The organism is Tabrizicola aquatica, from assembly GCF_002900975.1.
GTDB lineage: Bacteria > Pseudomonadota > Alphaproteobacteria > Rhodobacterales > Rhodobacteraceae > Tabrizicola > Tabrizicola aquatica.
The window spans coordinates 491,304-509,210 of record NZ_PJON01000003.1 but is presented as its reverse complement, the minus strand read 5'-3'; the positions used below and the strand labels follow the sequence as shown (position 1 = coordinate 509,210).

General features: G+C 70.0%; 15 protein-coding genes. 9 read left to right on the top strand and 6 right to left on the bottom strand.

The features are described from left to right. Window positions 1-105: 105 nt before the first annotated feature. Complete coding sequence (locus CXR42_RS14325) at window positions 106-1,125, top strand: GlxA family transcriptional regulator (RefSeq protein ID WP_103258302.1); 1,020 nt, start codon at window positions 106-108, stop codon at window positions 1,123-1,125. A 6-nt stretch (window positions 1,126-1,131) separates the two neighbouring features. Here the strand turns inward: CXR42_RS14325 and CXR42_RS14320 are convergent, their stop codons facing one another. Both CXR42_RS14320 and CXR42_RS14315 read right to left on the bottom strand, forming a co-directional pair. Continuing rightward, the gene (locus tag CXR42_RS14320) at window positions 1,132-2,439 is read right to left on the bottom strand and encodes an MFS transporter (RefSeq protein WP_103258220.1); all 1,308 of its coding nucleotides are present in this window, start codon (window positions 2,437-2,439) and stop codon (window positions 1,132-1,134) included. Between the two features lies 1 nt (window position 2,440). Next, on the bottom strand, window positions 2,441-2,698 hold the full coding sequence (locus tag CXR42_RS14315; protein WP_103258219.1) for a metal-sensing transcriptional repressor: 258 nt from the start codon (window positions 2,696-2,698) through the stop codon (window positions 2,441-2,443). A 70-nt stretch (window positions 2,699-2,768) separates the two neighbouring features. Between CXR42_RS14315 and CXR42_RS14310 the strand changes: the two genes are divergently transcribed. Genes CXR42_RS14310 through CXR42_RS14300 form a run of 3 tightly spaced genes read left to right on the top strand, consistent with a single transcriptional unit; the run spans window position 2,769 to window position 4,757 of the window. After that, the gene (locus CXR42_RS14310; RefSeq protein ID WP_103258218.1) at window positions 2,769-3,119 is read left to right on the top strand and encodes a hypothetical protein; all 351 of its coding nucleotides are present in this window, start codon (window positions 2,769-2,771) and stop codon (window positions 3,117-3,119) included. A gap of 52 nt (window positions 3,120-3,171) precedes the next feature. After that, the gene (locus CXR42_RS14305; protein ID WP_103258217.1) at window positions 3,172-3,897 is read left to right on the top strand and encodes a HupE/UreJ family protein; all 726 of its coding nucleotides are present in this window, start codon (window positions 3,172-3,174) and stop codon (window positions 3,895-3,897) included. Between the two features lie 14 nt (window positions 3,898-3,911). Further along, on the top strand, window positions 3,912-4,757 hold the full coding sequence (locus tag CXR42_RS14300; RefSeq protein ID WP_103258216.1) for a hypothetical protein: 846 nt from the start codon (window positions 3,912-3,914) through the stop codon (window positions 4,755-4,757). A 44-nt stretch (window positions 4,758-4,801) separates the two neighbouring features. On the opposite strand, the gene CXR42_RS14295 is transcribed toward CXR42_RS14300, so the two are convergent. Both CXR42_RS14295 and CXR42_RS14290 read right to left on the bottom strand, forming a co-directional pair. After that, window positions 4,802-7,183 carry a YbcC family protein gene (locus CXR42_RS14295; RefSeq protein WP_103258301.1) on the bottom strand — a complete coding sequence of 794 codons (2,382 nt, stop codon included), beginning with the start codon at window positions 7,181-7,183 and terminating at the stop codon, window positions 4,802-4,804. A gap of 30 nt (window positions 7,184-7,213) precedes the next feature. After that, complete coding sequence (locus CXR42_RS14290) at window positions 7,214-8,758, bottom strand: proton-conducting transporter transmembrane domain-containing protein (protein ID WP_103258215.1); 1,545 nt, start codon at window positions 8,756-8,758, stop codon at window positions 7,214-7,216. Window positions 8,759-8,854: 96 nt separating this feature from the next. Here CXR42_RS14290 and CXR42_RS14285 point away from each other — a divergent pair, with 96 nt between their 5' ends. Both CXR42_RS14285 and CXR42_RS14280 read left to right on the top strand, forming a co-directional pair. Next, window positions 8,855-9,727, top strand: a complete 873-nt coding sequence (locus tag CXR42_RS14285) for a LysR family transcriptional regulator (RefSeq protein WP_103258214.1) — start codon at window positions 8,855-8,857, stop codon at window positions 9,725-9,727. A gap of 211 nt (window positions 9,728-9,938) precedes the next feature. Then, entirely contained in the window at window positions 9,939-10,412 is a 474-nt protein-coding gene (locus tag CXR42_RS14280) for a DUF411 domain-containing protein (RefSeq protein WP_103258300.1), read from the top strand. A 4-nt stretch (window positions 10,413-10,416) separates the two neighbouring features. Here the strand turns inward: CXR42_RS14280 and CXR42_RS14275 are convergent, their stop codons facing one another. Both CXR42_RS14275 and CXR42_RS14270 read right to left on the bottom strand, forming a co-directional pair. Next, window positions 10,417-10,668, bottom strand: a complete 252-nt coding sequence (locus CXR42_RS14275) for a DUF2934 domain-containing protein (RefSeq protein WP_103258213.1) — start codon at window positions 10,666-10,668, stop codon at window positions 10,417-10,419. Between the two features lie 58 nt (window positions 10,669-10,726). After that, window positions 10,727-13,339, bottom strand: coding sequence for an HAD-IC family P-type ATPase (locus CXR42_RS14270; RefSeq protein ID WP_103258212.1), 2,613 nt, complete (start codon window positions 13,337-13,339; stop codon window positions 10,727-10,729). A 124-nt stretch (window positions 13,340-13,463) separates the two neighbouring features. Here CXR42_RS14270 and CXR42_RS14265 point away from each other — a divergent pair, with 124 nt between their 5' ends. From CXR42_RS14265 to CXR42_RS14255, 3 genes are read left to right on the top strand one after another with little or no spacing between them, the layout of a single operon-like run. Next, window positions 13,464-14,195 (top strand): ABC transporter ATP-binding protein, encoded by a 732-nt coding sequence (locus CXR42_RS14265; protein WP_103258299.1) that lies wholly within the window; start codon window positions 13,464-13,466, stop codon window positions 14,193-14,195. After that, window positions 14,189-16,552: an ABC transporter permease gene (locus CXR42_RS14260; protein ID WP_103258211.1), complete on the top strand. Its 2,364-nt coding sequence runs from the start codon at window positions 14,189-14,191 to the stop codon at window positions 16,550-16,552. Before CXR42_RS14265 ends, CXR42_RS14260 begins: the two co-directional genes overlap by 7 nt. After that, window positions 16,549-17,772: an efflux RND transporter periplasmic adaptor subunit gene (locus tag CXR42_RS14255; RefSeq protein WP_245875449.1), complete on the top strand. Its 1,224-nt coding sequence runs from the start codon at window positions 16,549-16,551 to the stop codon at window positions 17,770-17,772. Before CXR42_RS14260 ends, CXR42_RS14255 begins: the two co-directional genes overlap by 4 nt. Window positions 17,773-17,907 lie beyond the last annotated feature (135 nt).

The window sequence follows — 17,907 nt, the reverse complement described above, 5'->3', positions numbered from 1 at the left end:
ACTCCAGTCTTGCGGGGCTGCGTCCGTGTGCCGGGCTGTCGCATGTCTTGACCGCGGATGGGCAAGGGCGTTGGAGTGTTGGCGTCTTTCCTGGGGATGTTCCGCATGGCCGCCACCGAGCCGCTGGTTCCGAAAGGGGCCGCTTTCTTTCCGGTGCCCGACCCGGGGCCGACGCGGAGTTATGCATTCATCCTGGTGCCGGGGTTCACGCTTTTGGCCTTTGCCTCGGCGGTCGAGCCGTTGCGGATCGCCAACCAGCTGTCGCAGCAGCCGCTGTATCGCTGGCGGTTGATCTCGGAAACCGGGGCGGCGGTGGTCAGTTCTTCGGGGATTCCCGTGGGCGTCGATGGCCCGATTGCCGCGCAGGACAAGGCGACAAGGTTGTTCGTCTGCGCGGGCAATCCGCAGATGGCGGCGGCCGAGCCTGCGGTTGTGGCGGCGGTGCAGCGGCATCACCGTTTTGGCGGCAGCGTCGGGGGCATCTGCACCGGGGCGGTGGCGCTGGCCAAGGCGGGGCTGGTCGAGGGACGGCGCTTCACGCTGCATTGGGAGAACCAGCCCGGGTTTGTCGAGACCTTCCCCAACCTTCTCCCCTCGGTGAACCGGTTCGAGGCGGATGGCCCGGTGCTGACCTGTGGCGGCGGGGCGGCCTCGACCGACATGATGCTGTCGATCATCGCCGAGGATCATGGCGGGGCTTTCGCGGCGATGGTGTCCGAGATGTGCCTGCGCACCGTGATGCCGGGGGTGAACGCCGAGCAGCGCAGCTCGACGGCGGCGCTGATGTCTTCGCGCAACCCGGTGCTGGTGGCGACGGTCACGCTGATGAACCGCCATCTGGACGAGCCCTTGTCGATGGACGAGCTTGCCGCCGCTGCCGGCTATTCGCGCCGGCATCTGGAGCGGTTGTTCCGCGAGGCGGTGGGCAAAACCCCGGGCGAGTTCTATCGCGGGCTGCGGCTGGACCGGGGGCGCAACCTTCTCAGCACCACCGACCTGACGCTGATGGAGGTGGCGATGGCCTGCGGGTTTTCGACGGTCTCGCACTTTTCCAAAAGCTTCCGGGCGCGGTTTGGCGTGGCCCCGACCAAACTGACGCAAGGCATCGGGCAGCCTTTGGCTTGACGCGGGTCAGGCGCGTTCGGGCCAGCGGGCGTGCAGGGCGTCGATCACGACGGGATGGGCATGCGGGGCGGAGTGGTCGGCAAGGTGCGGGTGGTCGGGCGGAAGGTCCGGGTGGGCGTGGGGCAGGATGGCCAAGTCGCGGGCAGGCCAAAGACGCAGCACCGCCCCCAGCCCCAGCGCGCCCAACGCCGCAAGGACCAGCGCCGCGGCCGAGAGCCCTGCCCCGGCACCGATCCAGCCCGCCAGCGGATAGGTCACCAGCCAGCAGGCATGGCTGAGCGCGAATTGCGCGGCAAAGACGGCGCCCCGGTCAGCCTCATGCGCGGAGCGGTTGATGATCCGGCCAATGGGCGTCTGGGTCAGCGAGAAGCCAAAGCCGATCACGGCCCAAAGCGCGATCAGGGTGGCCAGGCTGGCGACCAGCGGCACCACCGCCACGCCCGCCACCATCAGCGCCGCGCCGCCGATCATCACCGGGCGGTCGGCCAGCCGGTCCAGGATACGCGGCAAGAGAAAGGCGGCCAGCATCGAGCCTGCGCCGAAGCCCGCGAAGGCCAGGGCCACGGCTTCCTCGCCCAAGCCAAGCCGGGCCTGCACCAGAACGACCGTGTTCACATAGACCATTGCCCCGGCGGCGGCGACGGCAGCCTCCATCACCATCAGGCCGCGCAGGCGGGGAGTGCGGGTGTAGATGCGGATGCCCTTGGTCACGTCGGCCCAGAAATGGCCCCCTTCGCCCCGGACCCGGTCCGGCAGGCGGGTGGTGGCGACCAGCAGGGCCGAGGCGATGAAACCGAGGACCGTCCCGACGAAGAGGGTCGGAAAGCTGACCACCGTCAGCAAAAGCGCAGCCAGGATCGGCGAGGCGAGTTGCTCCAGATCCTCGGTCAGCCGAAGAAGGGACAGGGCGTTGGTATACTCCGCCTCGTCCTTCAGCACGTCCGGGATCACCGCCTGGAAGGCCGGGGTGAAGCCAGCCGAGGCGGCTTGCAGCGCGAAGATCAGGACGTAGACCTGCCAGACCTGATCGACGAAGGGCAGGCAGGCGATGACGGCGGCGCGGATCAGGTCCAGTGCCACCAGGAAGGCCCGGCGCGGCAAACGCTCGGCAATCGCGGCGGCGACGGGGGCCAGGGTGACATAGGCCACCATCTTGATCGCCAGTGCGGTGCCAAGGACGGCCCCGGCATCCTGTCCCGCCAGTTGCCACGCCAAAAGTCCCAGCGCGACGGTGGCCAGCCCGGTGCCCAGAAGCGCCACGAGTTGCGCCGCGAAGAGATGGCGGAAGGTCGGGTGGCGCAGGGTGGTCAGCATCTTACAGCAGCTTCGTCAGGGCCTTGATCTCGGCCAGGTCATGCGCGCCGCCGCCCGTCAGGCAGTGGTCGATGTGGTCGTGGATCACGGCGCGCTTCGCCTCGGCCAGGGCGCGTTCGACGGCGTGGAGTTGGGTGGCAAGGTCAAGGCAGGGTCGCCCCTCCTCGATCATCGCGATGACGCGGCGCAGGTGGCCTTCGGCGCGTTTCAGCCGGGTGGCGATGGCAGGGTGGCTTGCATGGGTATGGTCGGGTGACATATATCGACGCTATCCCCCCGGGGGGGATGGGGCAAGAGAACAAGCGGGGGATTTCCCCGGAAGGCAGGCGATGCGGGGTCTTGGCGCAGCATGGCAACGGTTCGGGGCGCTGTGCGCGACCCTGGTCCTGGCGTTGTCGCTGGCCGCAGCACCCGCGGTCGAGGCTGCGAAGCACGGCCCCGGCGCGATGGTGGTCGAGGCCGAGCATCGCGCCTATCACGCGGCGCACGGACATCAGCACGACCTGCCGCAGCAGCATCACGATGCGGGCGACCATGACCATGTCGCGGCCGCCCTGTTGCTTGCCCCGGGGGCCGAGCATCGCCCGCCGCCCGAGCGGTCGCTGCGCCCGGGCGGCCTGTCCGCCGACGGCACGATCCACGACGGCCCCCGTCGCCCGCCGCGCCTGCTGCTGATCTGAGCCGCCACCCCTGCGGGTGGCCCCGGATTTCAACGCTTCAGGATTGCATGACATGACACCAGACCTGCGGGCGCTTTGGCGTCCCCCTGTTCCCTGGCAGGCCCTTGCGGCGCTTGCCACCTGCCTTGCCGCGCTGCTGATCGCCGGCGCGGCCCTGGCCCACAACGTCACAGAGGGCGACGCGGGCTATGTGCAAGAGGTGACGGGCTTTCGCCCGATCGCCTTTGTCTACCTTGGTGCCAAGCATATGGTGACCGGCTATGACCACCTGCTGTTCCTGGCCGGGGTGATCTTCTTTCTGTACCGCGCCCGGGACATTGCCACCTATGTCAGCATCTTTGCCGTCGGCCATTCGGTGACGATGATCGCGGGCGTGTGGTGGTCCATCTCGATCAACGCCTATGTCATCGACGCGATCATCGCGTTTTCAGTGGTCTACAAGGCGTTGGACAATCTGGGCGCCTTCCGTCTGTGGTTCGGCGTGCAGCCCAATACCAAGGCCGCGACACTGATCTTCGGGCTGTTGCACGGCTTTGGCCTGGCGACCAAGATCCAGGGCTACGAGATCTCGGCCGATGGGCTGCTGGGCAACCTGATCGCGTTCAACCTGGGGGTCGAGCTGGGCCAGTTGATGGCGCTGGGGCTGATCCTGTTGGCGATGGTCCAGTGGCGGGCACGGCCGGCCTTCGCGCGGCAGGCCTATGCCGCGAATGTCCTGATGATGGTGGCTGGCTTTGCCCTGATGGGTTTGCAGATCACCGGCTATTTCGTCGCCTGAGGGAGGGCTGACCCATGACCAATCGTTACGACACCCAGTTGCGGGCCGATCCGCGCGCTGCCGTTCAGACCGTGCCGGCCACGCCCGGCGGGTTGATCCGGTCCACCCTTCTGGCCGCCGGGGCGGCGGGGGCGGTGCTGGTCCTGTTCTGGCTGCCGGCCGAATACGGGATCGACCCCACCGGGATGGGCCGCCTGACCGGCCTGACCGAGATGGGCGAGATCAAGCAGCAGCTTGCCGCCGAGGCCGCGGCGGATGCGGCAGCGGTCTCTGCGCCTGTCGCAAGCGCCCCTGATCCGACGGTTGTCGCCGCGCCCGAGATCCTGGCCCGGCTTGACCGGATCGACGCCCAGCTTGCCGCCATCGCGGCCGTGATCGGCACGCCGCCCAGTCTGCTGGAACCGGCCACCGCAGCGCCGGTGGCTGCCGAGCCAGAGGCCGAACCCGGCGCGAACGTGGCACCCGATCCGTTCGAGGCGGCCGTTGCCGAGGCCGCTGCTCCCGAGGCCGCCGTTCCTGAAGCCGCCGTTCCTGAAGCCGCCGTTTCGGAGTGGCGCGATGAGGTCAGCTATACGCTCGCCCCCGGCGAGGGGATCGAGGTCAAGCTGGCGATGGAGGCAGGTCAGACCGCCCGCTTTGAATGGAGCGCGAATGGCGGTGTGGTGAACTTTGACCTGCATGGCGACGGGGGCGGGCAGAACCTCAGCTATGAACAGGGCCGCGCCGTGCCGGAAGCGGCGGGTGCGCTGGTGGCGGCCTTTACCGGCAATCACGGCTGGTTCTGGCGCAACCGCAGCGATGCGCCGGTCACCGTGACCCTGCGCACGGGCGGCGAATATGCCGAGATGAAGGCGCCCTGACCGAAACTGTGCGACCCCGGCGGCATCTGCCGGGGTCGGGCCTGTCACGCCGCCAAGGGCGCGGAGCGGTCGGTGCTGTCCCAAGCGAGGCCCGGGCGGTAGCGCGCGGCGATCTGGCCGTTTTCCAAGGCAAGAAGGTGCAGCCAGCCATTGTCGAACAACTGCCGCACCCCGTCATGCTTGCGCAGGATCGCGGTCATCGCCTCGGCCGGGGCCTCGACCAGAACCGAGAGGCGCAGCGGGTCATGTGCAGGGGCCTGACCGTCATGCAGGGTCTGGACCGGCAAGCCGGGGCGCAGGCGGCCGCCGTTGCCCTCGACCACACCGATGCCGCCGACGACGTTGTGGATCAGCTTGTTGCCGCCGCCGAACACCTGTGGCGCGACCGAGGAGCCGTAGTATTGCAGGCTGATCCAACTGGCGACGACGACCGGGGCGGTCAGGATCAGTTCCAGCGTGGCAAAGTCCTGGTCTTGCCGCCAGTCATAGCTGTGCAGGAAGGCCCGGCCTTGCAGGTCGCGACCGGCGGTCACCCCACGCGGGGCGGCGATGAAGGCGGCGCAGCCGGCAAGGCCCCATTCCGGGCGCACCTCGGCCCAGTCGGTCGCGCGTCTGGCCAGGCTGTCGCCCGTCGCGCCGGGCAGGCGCAACGCGCGCTCGGCCCGCGAGAGGGCGGCGGCGGCGGTCAACCAGACTTCGGCCTGCACAAGGTCGGCGGAGTGGTCGGGGGCGGGCGTGTCGCGGTAAAGCGTGACGTGGTCGGTCACCGTGTCATGCAGGCCAGCGACGAAAAGGGTGTCCGGCGGCAGGGTCAGCCCCAGCGCCGGCAGGCCGGCCCGCGTTTCGGGATCGTTCAGAAGGGCGGCAAGAAGGCGGGACGAAACCTCGCCCGTCTGGCCCGAGCAGGCGCCGCAGTGATACGCGCTTTCGTGCGGGTTGTTCGTCACCTGCGCGCCATGGCCGATCAGCAGGACCAGCCGGGCGTGGCCGGTGGTCAGGCTCATCGCGCGCAGGACGGCGGCGGCGGTCTGGGCCTTGGCTTCGGCGGTCAGCCCGCCTTCGATCTGCGGCAGCGGACCGGGCGTCATGCCCCCTGCCCCAAGGCCCAGCGCATCACGCACCAGCTTGCCGCCATAGGCGGGGCCTGCCGCCTCGACGAAAGCGAAGGATGAAACGGCCGCCTGCCGGAACCGGCCCCAGGCGCGTTTGGCGCGGGCCTTGATCCGGGTTGCCGCCTCTGTCGCCGCGTCGCCGTGGCTGGTCGAGGTCAGTGCGGGGTTCAGCAGCGCGGGGAGATGGGCCTGCGCCTGATCCGTCCCTGCGGGCCGGTGGGCGACGGGCAGGCCGAAAAAGCCGGCAAAGCCAAGGGTTTCGATGCCCTGGCCCTGCGCCTCCAGCGCGCGGCGCAGGACTTCGGAGCGGACGTCGATGCAGAAGGCCGCTTGCAGGGCGGGCCGGCCAGAGCGGGCGGCGGGGCCGGTCAGCAGCGCGGCCAGCCGCCGCTGATGCGCGCGTTCGGCGGCATCTTGCAGGACCGCGTCCAGCGCCTGGTCGGGCGTTGGCAGGAGGGGCGCGGCATGGGCGGTGACGGTGGCCTGCCAGTCGGCCGCAACTTGCGGGGCGTGGGCAAGCAGCGCCTCTTCCCAGACCAGCCGGATCGCCAGAAGGTCGGTCAGCGTGGCGTCGGTCTCGCCCGTCAGTTCTACCTGCCAAAGTAGCCAGCGCGCATGCATCGGCCAGCCGCCAAGGTCGATCAGAAGCCGGTGAAAGGCGGTCTCGGCCGCATGGGCCGTCAGGCCCAGCCGGTCGGCGGCACGCAGGATCGCGCGCTCGGCGCTGTCCGGGGCGGTGGCCACATGGGCGCAAAAGCCGGTCAGACCGGCGATTTCCGGCGTCAGGTCATGGGTCGCCCATTCGCGCCAGGCGGCATAGGCGCTGTGGCCGGGCCGGGGGGTCCACAGCGCCTGGCCCCGGTCGAAATAGCCTGCCGCCCAAAGGCCGAAGCTGCGGTCAATGACGGCGGGCCAGTCGGTGCCGGTCGCCTTGGCCACAAGGTCCGCCAGCGTCGGCAGCGCCTGCGGCTGGAGCGCGGGCGTGGCCATCCGGGTCTTGAGCCAGGCCAGGTCGCGCGGCTTGACCGGCGAGGGCGAGGCGATCAGCGCGGCGGCAAGGTCGTCGTCGGTGACCTCTTCCGCCGCGACCCTGGCGGCCAGATCGGCGCGCGGCTGGGTCAAGGCGACCCCGGCCACCCGGGCCAGCCGGGCCGAGGCCTGGGCCAGATCCTCATGCGTCTGGCCGAGGAACGGGTTCACCGCCACGGTCGCGTCCAGCGGGAAGGCGGGCGGAATGGCGCGGGCCGCCGCCTCGGCCGATTGCAGCAGGGTCGCGGCGACAGAGGGGGCGATCGGGGTGTGTTTCAGGAACATCTTGGCCTCCATTGGGGGATTTGGAGCAGGTCAGGATTTGGGCGCGGCGCGGAAACCGCCGATCATCCGGTCGAGAAGCGCGTTGAGATAAAGGCCGTTGGCCAGATGCACGCGCAGTCCCGCCGTGGATGGGTGGTGCGCCCAAAGCGGGAACAGCGCCTGGGCAAAGGCCACCAGCCCGAAGGACAGGACCGCCAGTACGATCAGCGCCCATTCCAGCGGCCCAGCCACCGGAACGGCAGGCAGCGAGGGCCCCCAGACGATCTGGGCCAGGACCTGAAAGCTGAAGTAGGCCAGCGCCGCAGTCAGCGAGGCGGTGACGGTGCGCCGCGTAAGGGCTCCCGGCGCGGTGTCGGCCAGGCCCTGGGCGATCAGGTAAGAGACGCCGAAGATCAGCATGGCGCCAAGGGCGAGGGCTTGCGGCGATTTCTCGCCCAGAAGGGCGGTGAAACCGGCCGCGACGGCGGTGTAAAGGACCAGCGCCAGCGTGAAGGAGCGTGCGACGGCCGCCAGGCCGGGCACCGCGACCGGGCCGGGCTTGCGCGCGCCGTTGACCTCGCGCACCGCGCCGCCCGAGGAGAGGAAGGCGTGGGCCTTGTAAAGCGAGTGCGCGACGATGTGCAGAAGCGCCAGCGCCCAAAGGCCAAGGCCGCATTGCAGAAGCATGAACCCCATCTGCGCCACGGTGGACCAGGCCAGCGCCGTCTTGACCGCGCTTTGCGTCAGCATGACCAGCGCGCCGAAGAGCGCGGTAAGCCCGCCGATCACCACCAGCGCCGCCATTGCGCCCGCGCTGTGCTGCACCAGCCCGGACAGGGTGATCAGCAGCACCCCGCCCGAGTTGATGATGCCCGCGTGCAACAACGCCGAGACGGGGGTCGGGGCCTCCATCACCTCGGTCAGCCAGCCGTGCAGCGGGAAGGCTGCGGTCTTGAGGGCGGCGGCCAGGACCAGAAGGGCGACGGCCAGTTGCGCCAGGGGTGGCAGGCTGGGGGCGGCGTTCAGGGCGGCGATCTGGACCGTGCCAAGGCTATGCCAGAGAAGGACGGCGGCTGCGACCAGCGCCAGGTCGCCCGCGATCCAGACGCGGGTGAACTTGGCGGCGGCGCGCAGCGCCTCGGGCCGGTCGGGGTAGAAAAGGAGCAGTTGCCGCAGGATCAGGCCGGTGGCCAGAAAGCCCAGGACCAGCAGCGGCAGGCTGGCGGCCTGGACCAACACCAGAACGCAGGCGATGGCGGCCAGGGTCAGGGCGTGGAACCGGCCCTCGCGCGCCTCGCCGTCCAGGTAGCGGCGGGCGTAGCGGGTGACGACCCAGCCGACGAAGGCCACCAGAAGCGCCATGGTCACGCTGATCGCATCCAGCCGCAGAAGGGGCAGGCCGACTAGCGTGAGGGTCAGGGGACCGGCCAGCCACAGCTGGGCAAGACCGGCAAGGGACAGGGACAGGGCCACAAGGCTTGCCGCCTCGGCCCAGGTCGGCAGGCGGCCAGGGCGGCGGCCGGGGCGCAGGGCCAGGGGCACGGCGGCGGCAAGCAGCACAAGCGGGGCCAGCGAAAGCAGGGGAAGGGAGGTCATCGCACTCTCCAAGATCAGGTCAGGCCGGGATCTATCGCTTGCGCGGATTTCAGAAAATTACATATATTTCGCGATATCGTTCTGTTTGGTGGAAGAATGGCCCAGCTGAACCTGCACCACCTGCGCCTGTTCCGGGCGGTTGCCAGCGATGGCACGCTGACCGGCGCGGCGCGGGGGCTGAACCTGTCGCAGTCGGCCTTGTCCACGCAGTTGAAGGCGCTGGAGGCGGCCCTGGGCCAGGACCTGTTCGAGCGGCGCGGCCGGGGCCTGGTGCTGACCGAGGCCGGGCGCATCGCGCTGGACCATGCCGAAGCGATCTTCCGCACCGCCGACGACCTGACCGCCACGCTGCGCGACACTGGTCGGGCGCGGCGGGCCTTGCGGGTGGGTGCGCTGGCCACGTTGTCGCGCAATTTCCAGATGCAGTTCCTGCGGCCGCTGATCGGGCGTGGGGATGTCGAGGTCATCCTGCGCTCGGGCTCGCAAGAGGAACTGCTGCGCGGGTTGGAGGGATTGGCGCTGGATGTGGTGCTGACCAACCTTGCGCCGGCGCGGGATGCGGCAAGCCACTGGCTGGTCCACCGGATCGACGAGCAGCCGGTGGGGTTGATCGGCACGGTGGCGCGGCTGGGACCCGGCCCGCATGCCTTGCGCGCGCTTCTGGCGACGCAGCCGCTGATCTTGCCCACGCGCGAGACGGCGCTGCGGTCGGCCTTCGACGCACTTCTGGCGCGGCTGGGGGTGGTGCCGATCTTGGCGGCCGAGGTGGACGACATGGCAATGATCCGCCTGCTGACCCGCGCGGATGCCGGGCTGGCGATCATCCCGCCCATCGTCGTGCGCGACGAGTTGCAGGCCGGCACCTTGATCGAGGCCGCCCGGCTGGAGGGCATCGGCGAGACCTTCTTCGCCGTCACCCGCCAGCGGCGCTATCCAAATCCGCTGCTGGCCGAAGTCCTGCCCGCCTGACACCTGCCCTGCTTGCCGCAAGGCCGCCCGAGGCCCAAGCGCGACGTGCGGTCGCTTTCGACGCGCTGCTGGCGCGGGTGGGGCTGGTGACGAGCCTTGCGGCGGGACGTAGCGGCCCGGGCCCCTGACACGACCGCGTGAGGTCGCGCGGGGCGGCTTGCAAGCGCTGCCTTCGGGGGTGAAACTGGCCGGACGCTGCCTGGAGGCCCTTATGACCACGCTGTCGCGCCGCTCTGCCCTGTTCACTTTGGCCGCAACGCTGGCCGCCGCCGGATTGCGCCCCGCGCTGGCCGAGGTTGCCACGCCGATCCGGGTGGCAAAGGACCCCAACTGCGGTTGCTGCGGTGCCTGGGTCGACATCCTGCAGGCCGACGGTTTTGCCGCCACCATCGAGGAAATGGACCCCGGTGCCCTGCAGGACCACAAGCGGGCAAGTGGCATTCCGGCCGAGATGGCCTCCTGCCACACCGCAGAGGTCGAGGGCTATATGATCGAGGGCCATGTCCCCCCCGCCGACATCCGCCGCCTGCTTGCCGAACGGCCCGACGCGATCGGGCTGGCGGTGCCGGGGATGCCCTATGGCTCGCCCGGAATGGGGCCGGAGGCCGAGCGCGAGGCGTATGACGTCCACCTGATCCGCCGCGACGGCACGACCGAGGTCTTTACCAGCTACGCCGCCGCCTGAGGCGTCAGTAGTTTCCCGGCGGGTCCGAGGCCGGGAAGGATTCGTCGGACTGTTCGTCGACGATGCTCCAGGTCTTGGGCGGGTATTTCATCGCCTTGCGGCCGGCGGGGCGGACCTCGCAGGCGCGGGCGGCCTCAAGCTCGGCCGCGGCCTGATGCCAATGGTCGCGGTCCCGGCCCTGGGGCCGGCCTTCAGCTTCCCAAAGCTGATAGGCACGCAGGCGGATTTCGTTGTCGTCACGTTCGCGGTCGTCCATGGCTCGCCTCCTTCGCGCGGGCAGAAACCGGCAGGGCGGCGGAAAGGTTCCCGGGCGGCTAAGGTTCCCCCGCCCGGTGCCAAAGCCGCAGGCGGATCTGCTTTTCCACCTCAAGCACCGCCAGGAACACCACCCCCACCGCGAGGATCAGCGCGCCGTCAGTCAGAGACACGGAGCGGGTGCCAAGCAGCGTCTGGAACATCGGCACGTAGGTCACGGCCAGCTGTGCCGCGGTGATCGCAAGCACCACGATCCAGACCACCGGCGTGCCGCGCACGAAGGCGAAGCTGAGCGAGGTGCCGTGCAGGCTGCGGATGTAGAACAGGTGGAAAATCTCCAGCACCACCAGCGTGTTCATCGCCATGGTCTGCGCCAGCGCCAGGTCGTGCCCCTGGTCCAAAGCCCAGGCGAACACGCCAAAGACCGCGACCAGGAACAGGAGTGAGACGAAGACCACCTGCCAGACCAGCCCGCGCGACAGGATCGGCGCATCGCGGGGGCGGGGCTGGCGGGCCATGGTGCCGGGTTCGGTCGGCTCGAACGCGAGGGCAAGGCCCAGGGTGATGCCGGTGATCAGGTTGACCCAGAGGATCTGGATCGCGGTGATCGGCAAGGCAAGGCCAAGAAGCAGGGCCAGGACCACCGTCGCCGCCTCGCCCGCGTTGGTCGGCAGTTCGAAGCTGATGACCTTGCGCAGGTTGTCCTGCACGGTACGCCCCTCACGCACTGCGGCGGCAAGGGTGGCGAAGTTGTCGTCGGCCAGGACCAGGTCCGCCGCCTCTTTCGCCGCCTGCGAGCCGCGCAGGCCCATGGCGATGCCGACATCGGCGCGCTTCAGGGCGGGGGCGTCGTTCACCCCGTCCCCGGTCATCGCCACGGACAGGCCCTGGGACTGCAACGCCTGTACCAGGCGCAGCTTGTGTTCGGGGCTGGTACGGGCAAAGACATCAACCTCGGCCACGGTCTGGGCGAGGGCCGTGTCGTCCATGAGGTCAAGCTCGGCCCCGGTCAGCACGCGGTCAGGCCGGGCCAGGCCGACGGCGCGGGCGATGGCCATGGCGGTCCCGGCATGGTCGCCGGTGATCATCTTGACCCGGATGCCCGCGGCCCGGCAGTCGGCGACGGCGGCTACCGCCTCGGGGCGCGGGGGGTCCATCAGGCCGACGAGGCCCAGAAGCCGCATGTCGTGGTCCAGGTCCGCAAGGTCGAGCGTGGGGCCGGTCTGCGGCCGTTCGGCCAGGGCAAGGACGCGCAGGCCCTGGGCGGCCATCGCCTCGGCCCGGTCGTGCCAGGCGGCGCGGTCGATGTCCTTGCACATGCGCAAGACCCGTTCCGGCGCGCCCTTGACCAGCGCCAGCGGGGTGGTGTCGTTCACCAGGACGGCCATGAAGCGATGGCGGCTGTCGAAGGGGATCGCGTCCATCCGCCGGGCGGGGGGTGGGGCGCCTGCCTTGCCGGCAAAAGCCAGAAGTGCGGCCTCCATCGGGTCGCCCTCGGCCCGCCAGCCGCTGCCGTCCGGCACAAGGCTGGCGTCGTTGCACAGGGCTGCGGCCCGGGCGAGGCGGGTCAGGTCGCCCTGGGGGGTGATGGTGCCTTCAGGCGCATACCCCTCACCCGCGACGGCGAAGTGGCCAAAGGGGGTTTCAGCGGCGGTGACCATCATCTCGTTGCGGGTTAAGGTGCCGGTCTTGTCGGTGCAGATCACGCTGACCGCGCCGATCGCCTCGATCGCGGGCAGGCGGCGGACGATGGCGCGGCGGCGGGCCATGGCCTGGACGCCGATGGCCAGGGTGATCGTCATCACCGCCGGCAGGCCCTCGGGGATCGCGGCCACGGCGATGCCGACGACCAGCATGAAAAGTGCCGAAAACTCGTAGCCGCCCAAGAGCGTGCCATAGGCCAGCAGCGCGGCCGAGGCGGCAAGGATCGCCCCCGAAAGCCAACGCGCGAAGCGGTCCATCTGCGCGACCAGGGGGGTGGTCATGTCCTCGACTGCCGCCAGAAGGCCGCCGATGCGCCCGATCTCGGTGGCAGAGCCAGTGGCGGTGACGACGCCATGGGCGCTGCCCTGGGTGATCAGCGTGCCGGACCACAGCATGGAATGCCGGTCGCCCAGCGCCGCCTCGCGCGGGGCGGGGCGGGCGGATTTTTCGGCCGGGACCGATTCGCCGGTCAGCATGGATTCGTCGGCGGCAAGGCCATGCGCCTGCATGAGCCGCAGGTCGGCCGGAACACGGTCGCCCGCCTCGACCAGGACGACATCGCCGGGGACAAGGTCCTGTCCGGCCACTGTGGTCCGCTCGCCCCCGCGCAGGACGGCGGCGCGGGGCGACAGCATGGTGCGGAGCGCGGCCATCGCGGCCTCGGCCTTGCCTTCCTGCAGGAATCCGATCACGGCGTTGGCCAGCACGACGGCCAGGATCACCCCGGTATCGACCCAGTGCTGCAAGCTTGCGGTCACCAGGGCCGCAGCCAGCAGGACATAGACCAGCACGTTGTGAAACTGGGCCAGGAACCGGCGCAGGGGGCCACGGGTGCGCACCTCGGGCAGGCGGTTCGGGCCGTGGCGGGCCAGGCGGGTTGCGGCCTCGGCCGTCGTCAGGCCCTCGGGCCGGGCGTCCAGCGCGGCCAGCGTTTCGGCGGCGGTCAAGTGGTGGAAGGGTTCGGTCATGCGGTCCTTGGGGCGACGCGGGGGCCGGATGGCCGGGTCAATCGCAGATAAGTCTGGCCGCCGAGTCTTTGCCGATCCTTGCGTCAGATCAATGGGAAACCGGAAAAGCGGTGTAGAAGGGGGCATGACCCTGCCGCCCCCCGCCCCGCCGGCCCGCCCGGTGTTCCGCGCCGAAGGCGTGACCCGCGTCTATCGCACGGGGGCGGTCGAGGTGCGCGCGCTGCGCGGGATCGACCTGGACCTGTACGAGGGCGAGATGGTCGTCCTGCTTGGCGCCTCGGGCTCGGGGAAGTCGACGCTGTTGAACATCCTGGGCGGGTTGGACCGCCCGACCGGGGGCCGCGTCTTTTTCCGCGACACCGAGTTGACCAATGCCAGCGAGGCTGCGCTGACCGCGTTCCGCCGCGCGCATGTGGGCTTTGTGTTCCAGTTCTACAACCTGGTCCCCAGCCTGACCGCGCGTGAGAACGTGGCGCTGGTGACCGAGATCGCCACCACCCCGATGCGCCCCGAAGAGGCGCTGGAGCGGGTGGGGCTGTCGCATCGGCTGAACCATTTTCCGGCGGAACTGTCGGGGGGCGAGCAGCAACGGGTCGCCATCGCCCGCGCCATTGCCAAGCGGCCGGATGTGCTCTTGTGCGACGAACCCACGGGGGCCCTGGACATTGCCACCGGCGCGCAGGTGCTGGAGGCGCTGCATTCTGTCAACCGCGACCTGGGCACGGCGACGGTGCTGATCACCCATAACGCGGTGATCCAGCGCATCGCGCATCGGGTGGTGGTGCTGGCCGACGGTCAGGTGGTGCGCGACGAGGCGGTGACCGACCGGCTGCAACCAGCGGACCTGACATGGTAAGGGCGCTGGACCGCAAGCTTCTGCGCGACCTGACCCGGATCTGGGCGCAGGCCCTGGCCATCGCGCTGGTCCTGGGCTGCGGGATCATGGTGCTGGTCGGCGCGCAGGCCACCTTGCGCACGCTGGACCTGACGCTGGCCGCCTATTACGACCGCGCCCGTTTTGCCGACGTCTTTACCACGCTGAAACGCGCCCCCCGCTTTGTGCTGGAGGAGGTGGCGCGGATCGACGGCGTGGCGCAGGTCGAGGGGCGGATCACCACGCTGGCGCTGGTCCGGGTGGACGGCATGGCGGTTCCCGCGACCGGACAGGTCGTCTCATACGCGGCCGATGGGGCGGTGCTGAACCTGCCAATCCTGCGCCGGGGGCGGATGCCCCTGCCCGACCGGCTGGACGAAGTAGCGCTGTCCGAACCGTTCGCCGAGGCGCATGGCCTGGTTCCCGGCACCCATCTGGGCGTGATCCTGGGCGGAGAGCTGCGCGAGTTGACGGTGACCGGCTGGGTCCTGTCGCCCGAGTTCGTCTATGCGCTTGGCCCCGGCTCGCTGATGCCGGACGACCGCCGTTTTGGCATCCTGTTCATGCCGGACCGTGCCGTAGCGGCGGCGACCGACATGGCGGGGGCGGTCAACCAGATCTCGCTTCGGCTGATGCGCGAGGCGGATGCGCGGCAGGTCGCGGCGGAACTGGACCGCATCCTTGCCCCCTATGGCGGAACCGGCGCGCATGACCGCGAACGCCAGCAATCCCACGCCTTCCTGACCAGCGAGATGCACCAGCTTTCGGCGATGTCGACCTATGCGCCGCCGGTGTTCCTTCTGGTCTCGGCCTTTCTGGTCAACATGGTGCTGGGCCGCCTGATCGCGTTGGAGCGGCCGCAGATCGGGCTGCTGAAGGCGGTGGGCTATTCAACGCGCGAGATTGCCTGGCACTATCTGAAGCTGGCGCTGCTGATCGGAGTGATCGGCATTGCAGCGGGCTGGGCGGCGGGGTTCTGGATGGCCGACGGGATGATCGGGCTTTACGCCGAATATTTCCGCTTTCCCTTCGTGATCCGGGCGGCGAACCCTTCGGCGCTGGTGATCTCGGCCGCGTTGGCGCTGGCGGTGGCGGCACTGGGCGGGGGGCGCGCGGTCTGGCAATCGGTCCGCCTGCCTGCGGCCGAGGCGATGCGGCCCCCTGCCCCGGCGCTGTTTTCACGCGGGGTCCTGGACCGGGCGCTGGAGGCGATGCGCTTGCGCCAGACGGCGGTGATGATCGCCCGGTCGATCCTGCGCTGGCCGGGGCGGGCGGCGATCACGCTGTTTGGTGTCTCGGCCTCGGTCGCGGTGCTGGTGATGAGCTATTTCATGTTCGACAGCGCCTCGCTTCTGGGCAACAGCATCTTTGGTGCCGCGAACCGGCAGGACCTGACGCTGGGCCTGACCGAACCGGCGGGGGAAGCGGTGCTGCTGGCCGCCCGCGCCCTGCCCGGCGTGCTGAAGGTCGAGCCGGGCTATGCCATCCCCGCGCGGCTGGTGAATGGCACGGCGGAACGGTTAAGCGCGGTGCAGGCGCATTGGGAGGGCGAGACGCTGGCCCGCCTGGTGGACGACCGGGGCCGCGAGGTCGCCCTGCCGCCGCACGGGTTGGTGCTGCCGGAAAAGCTGGCGCAGGTGCTGAAGGTCGGCCCCGGATCGTGGCTGGAGGTGCAACTCCTCGCCCCGCCGCGCGAAACGTTGCGGCTGCCGGTCACGGCGGTCTTTGCGCAAGGGCTGGGGCAAGAGGCGCATATCGCTGCCCCTGCCCTTTTCGCCGCCCTGCGCAGCGCGCCGCAGGTCAGCCACCTGCACCTTTCGCTGGATACTTCCGCCCGCGCGGCACTGGACGACAGGCTGGGCAGCCTGCCCGCCGTCTCGGGCCTGATCGACTGGGCCGAGGTGGAGCGTCAGTTCCGCACGCTTTTGCGCGAGAACCTGTTGACCATGGTCACGATCTACACCGCCATCGGCATGATGATCGCCGTGGGCGTGATCTACAACGCCGCGCAGATCCTGTTGTCGGAACGCAGCTATGAGCTTGCCACCCTGCGCGTCCTGGGCTTTTCCCGCCACGAGGTGGCCTTTGTCCTGGTGGGCGAGATGATGCTTCTGACGCTGGTCGCGATCCCGGTGGGCTGGCTGGTCGGCACCTGGCTGGCGCAGGGCATGGTCAGCGCGGTCTCGACCGATATCATGCAGCTGCCCTTTGCCATCAGCCGGCGCACCTATGCCTTGGCCGGGGTCGCGGCGCTGGTGGCGGCCTTTGGCTCGGTCACGCTGGTGCGGCGACGGCTGGACCGGATCGACCTGGTGTCGGCCCTGAAATCCCGAGAATGACGGAGGCCCGAACGATGAACCTGCGGCAAGGACTGGTCTGGGGGGTGGGGGCGCTGGCCCTGGTCGGCGCGGTGGTCTGGGCACTGTGGCCCGAGCCTGTGGTGGTGGACCTTGGCGCCGTGGCGACCGGCCCGATGCGCGGCACCGTCCTGGCCGAGGGCGTGACCCGCGTGCGCGACCCTTTCACCGTGGCCGCCCCCATCGCCGGCACCCTGCAACGCAGCCCGGTCGAGGTGGGCGATCCGGTGACGCGGGGCGAGACGGTGCTGGCCGTGATCCAGCCCGCCGCCCCGGTCCTGATGGACGCCCGCAGCCGCGCTCAGGCCGAGGCCGCCGTGACCGAGGCCCGCGCCTCGCTTGCCCTGGCGGAAACCGGCGTGACCACGGCCAGCGCCGCCCTGGCCCAGGCCGAGGCGCAACTGACCCGGGGCCGGTCACTGGCCGAAAGCGGGATCATCCCGCAGCGGATGCTGGAGGACCTGGAAACCGCCCAGATCACCGCGACCCAGCGCCTTGCTGCCGCGCGGTCCGAGGTGGACCTGGCCCGCGCCTCGCTGGTCCGGGCCGAGGCGCAGTTGATCGGCCCCACGCCTGGGGGCGAGACCGCGCCGGGTGACTGCTGCCTGCGCCTGACCGCGCCGCATGACGGGGTGGTGCTGACGCTGGCGGACCCCTCGGAACGCCCGGTGCAGGCCGGCGAGCCCTTGATGACGCTGGGCGATCTGGCGGAACTGGAGATCGTGGTGGACCTCTTGTCCTCGGACGCGGTGCAGGTGGCGCCCGGGATGGCGGCCGAGGTTGACCGCTGGGGCGGATCGGGGGCCCTGCAGGCCGTTGTGCGGCGCGTGGCGCCCTCCGCCGTCACCAAGATCAGCGCCCTGGGGATCGAGGAGCAGCGCGTCCGGGTGCATCTGGACCTGGGCGCCGCGCCTGCCGCCCGGCCGGGCCTGGGCGACGGGTTCCGGGTCTTTGTCCGCCTGCTTCTGTGGCAGGAAGATGCAGTGCTGCAACTGCCGCAATCTGCCCTGTTCCGCCATGGCGAGGGTTGGGCCGTGTTCCGCGTCCGCGACAACCGCGCCGACCTGGTCCCGGTCGAAATCGGCCGCCAGGTCGAGGACAGCGCCGAGCTGCTTTCGGGCCTGGACGAGGGCGACAGCCTTGTCGTGTTCCCCTCCTCCGCGCTGGAGGACGGGATGGCCGTCGCTGCGCGCGCGCCCTGACCTGCCGCAAATCGGGGCAACTCCCGTCGCGGCCGCCGATTTTGCGGGCAAGTCGACGCCAAACCGGGCCGGCCCCCAGCAAGCTTGTATCGAATCGGCGGGACGTTTTTACTGTCTGGTAAAAATCAACCAATG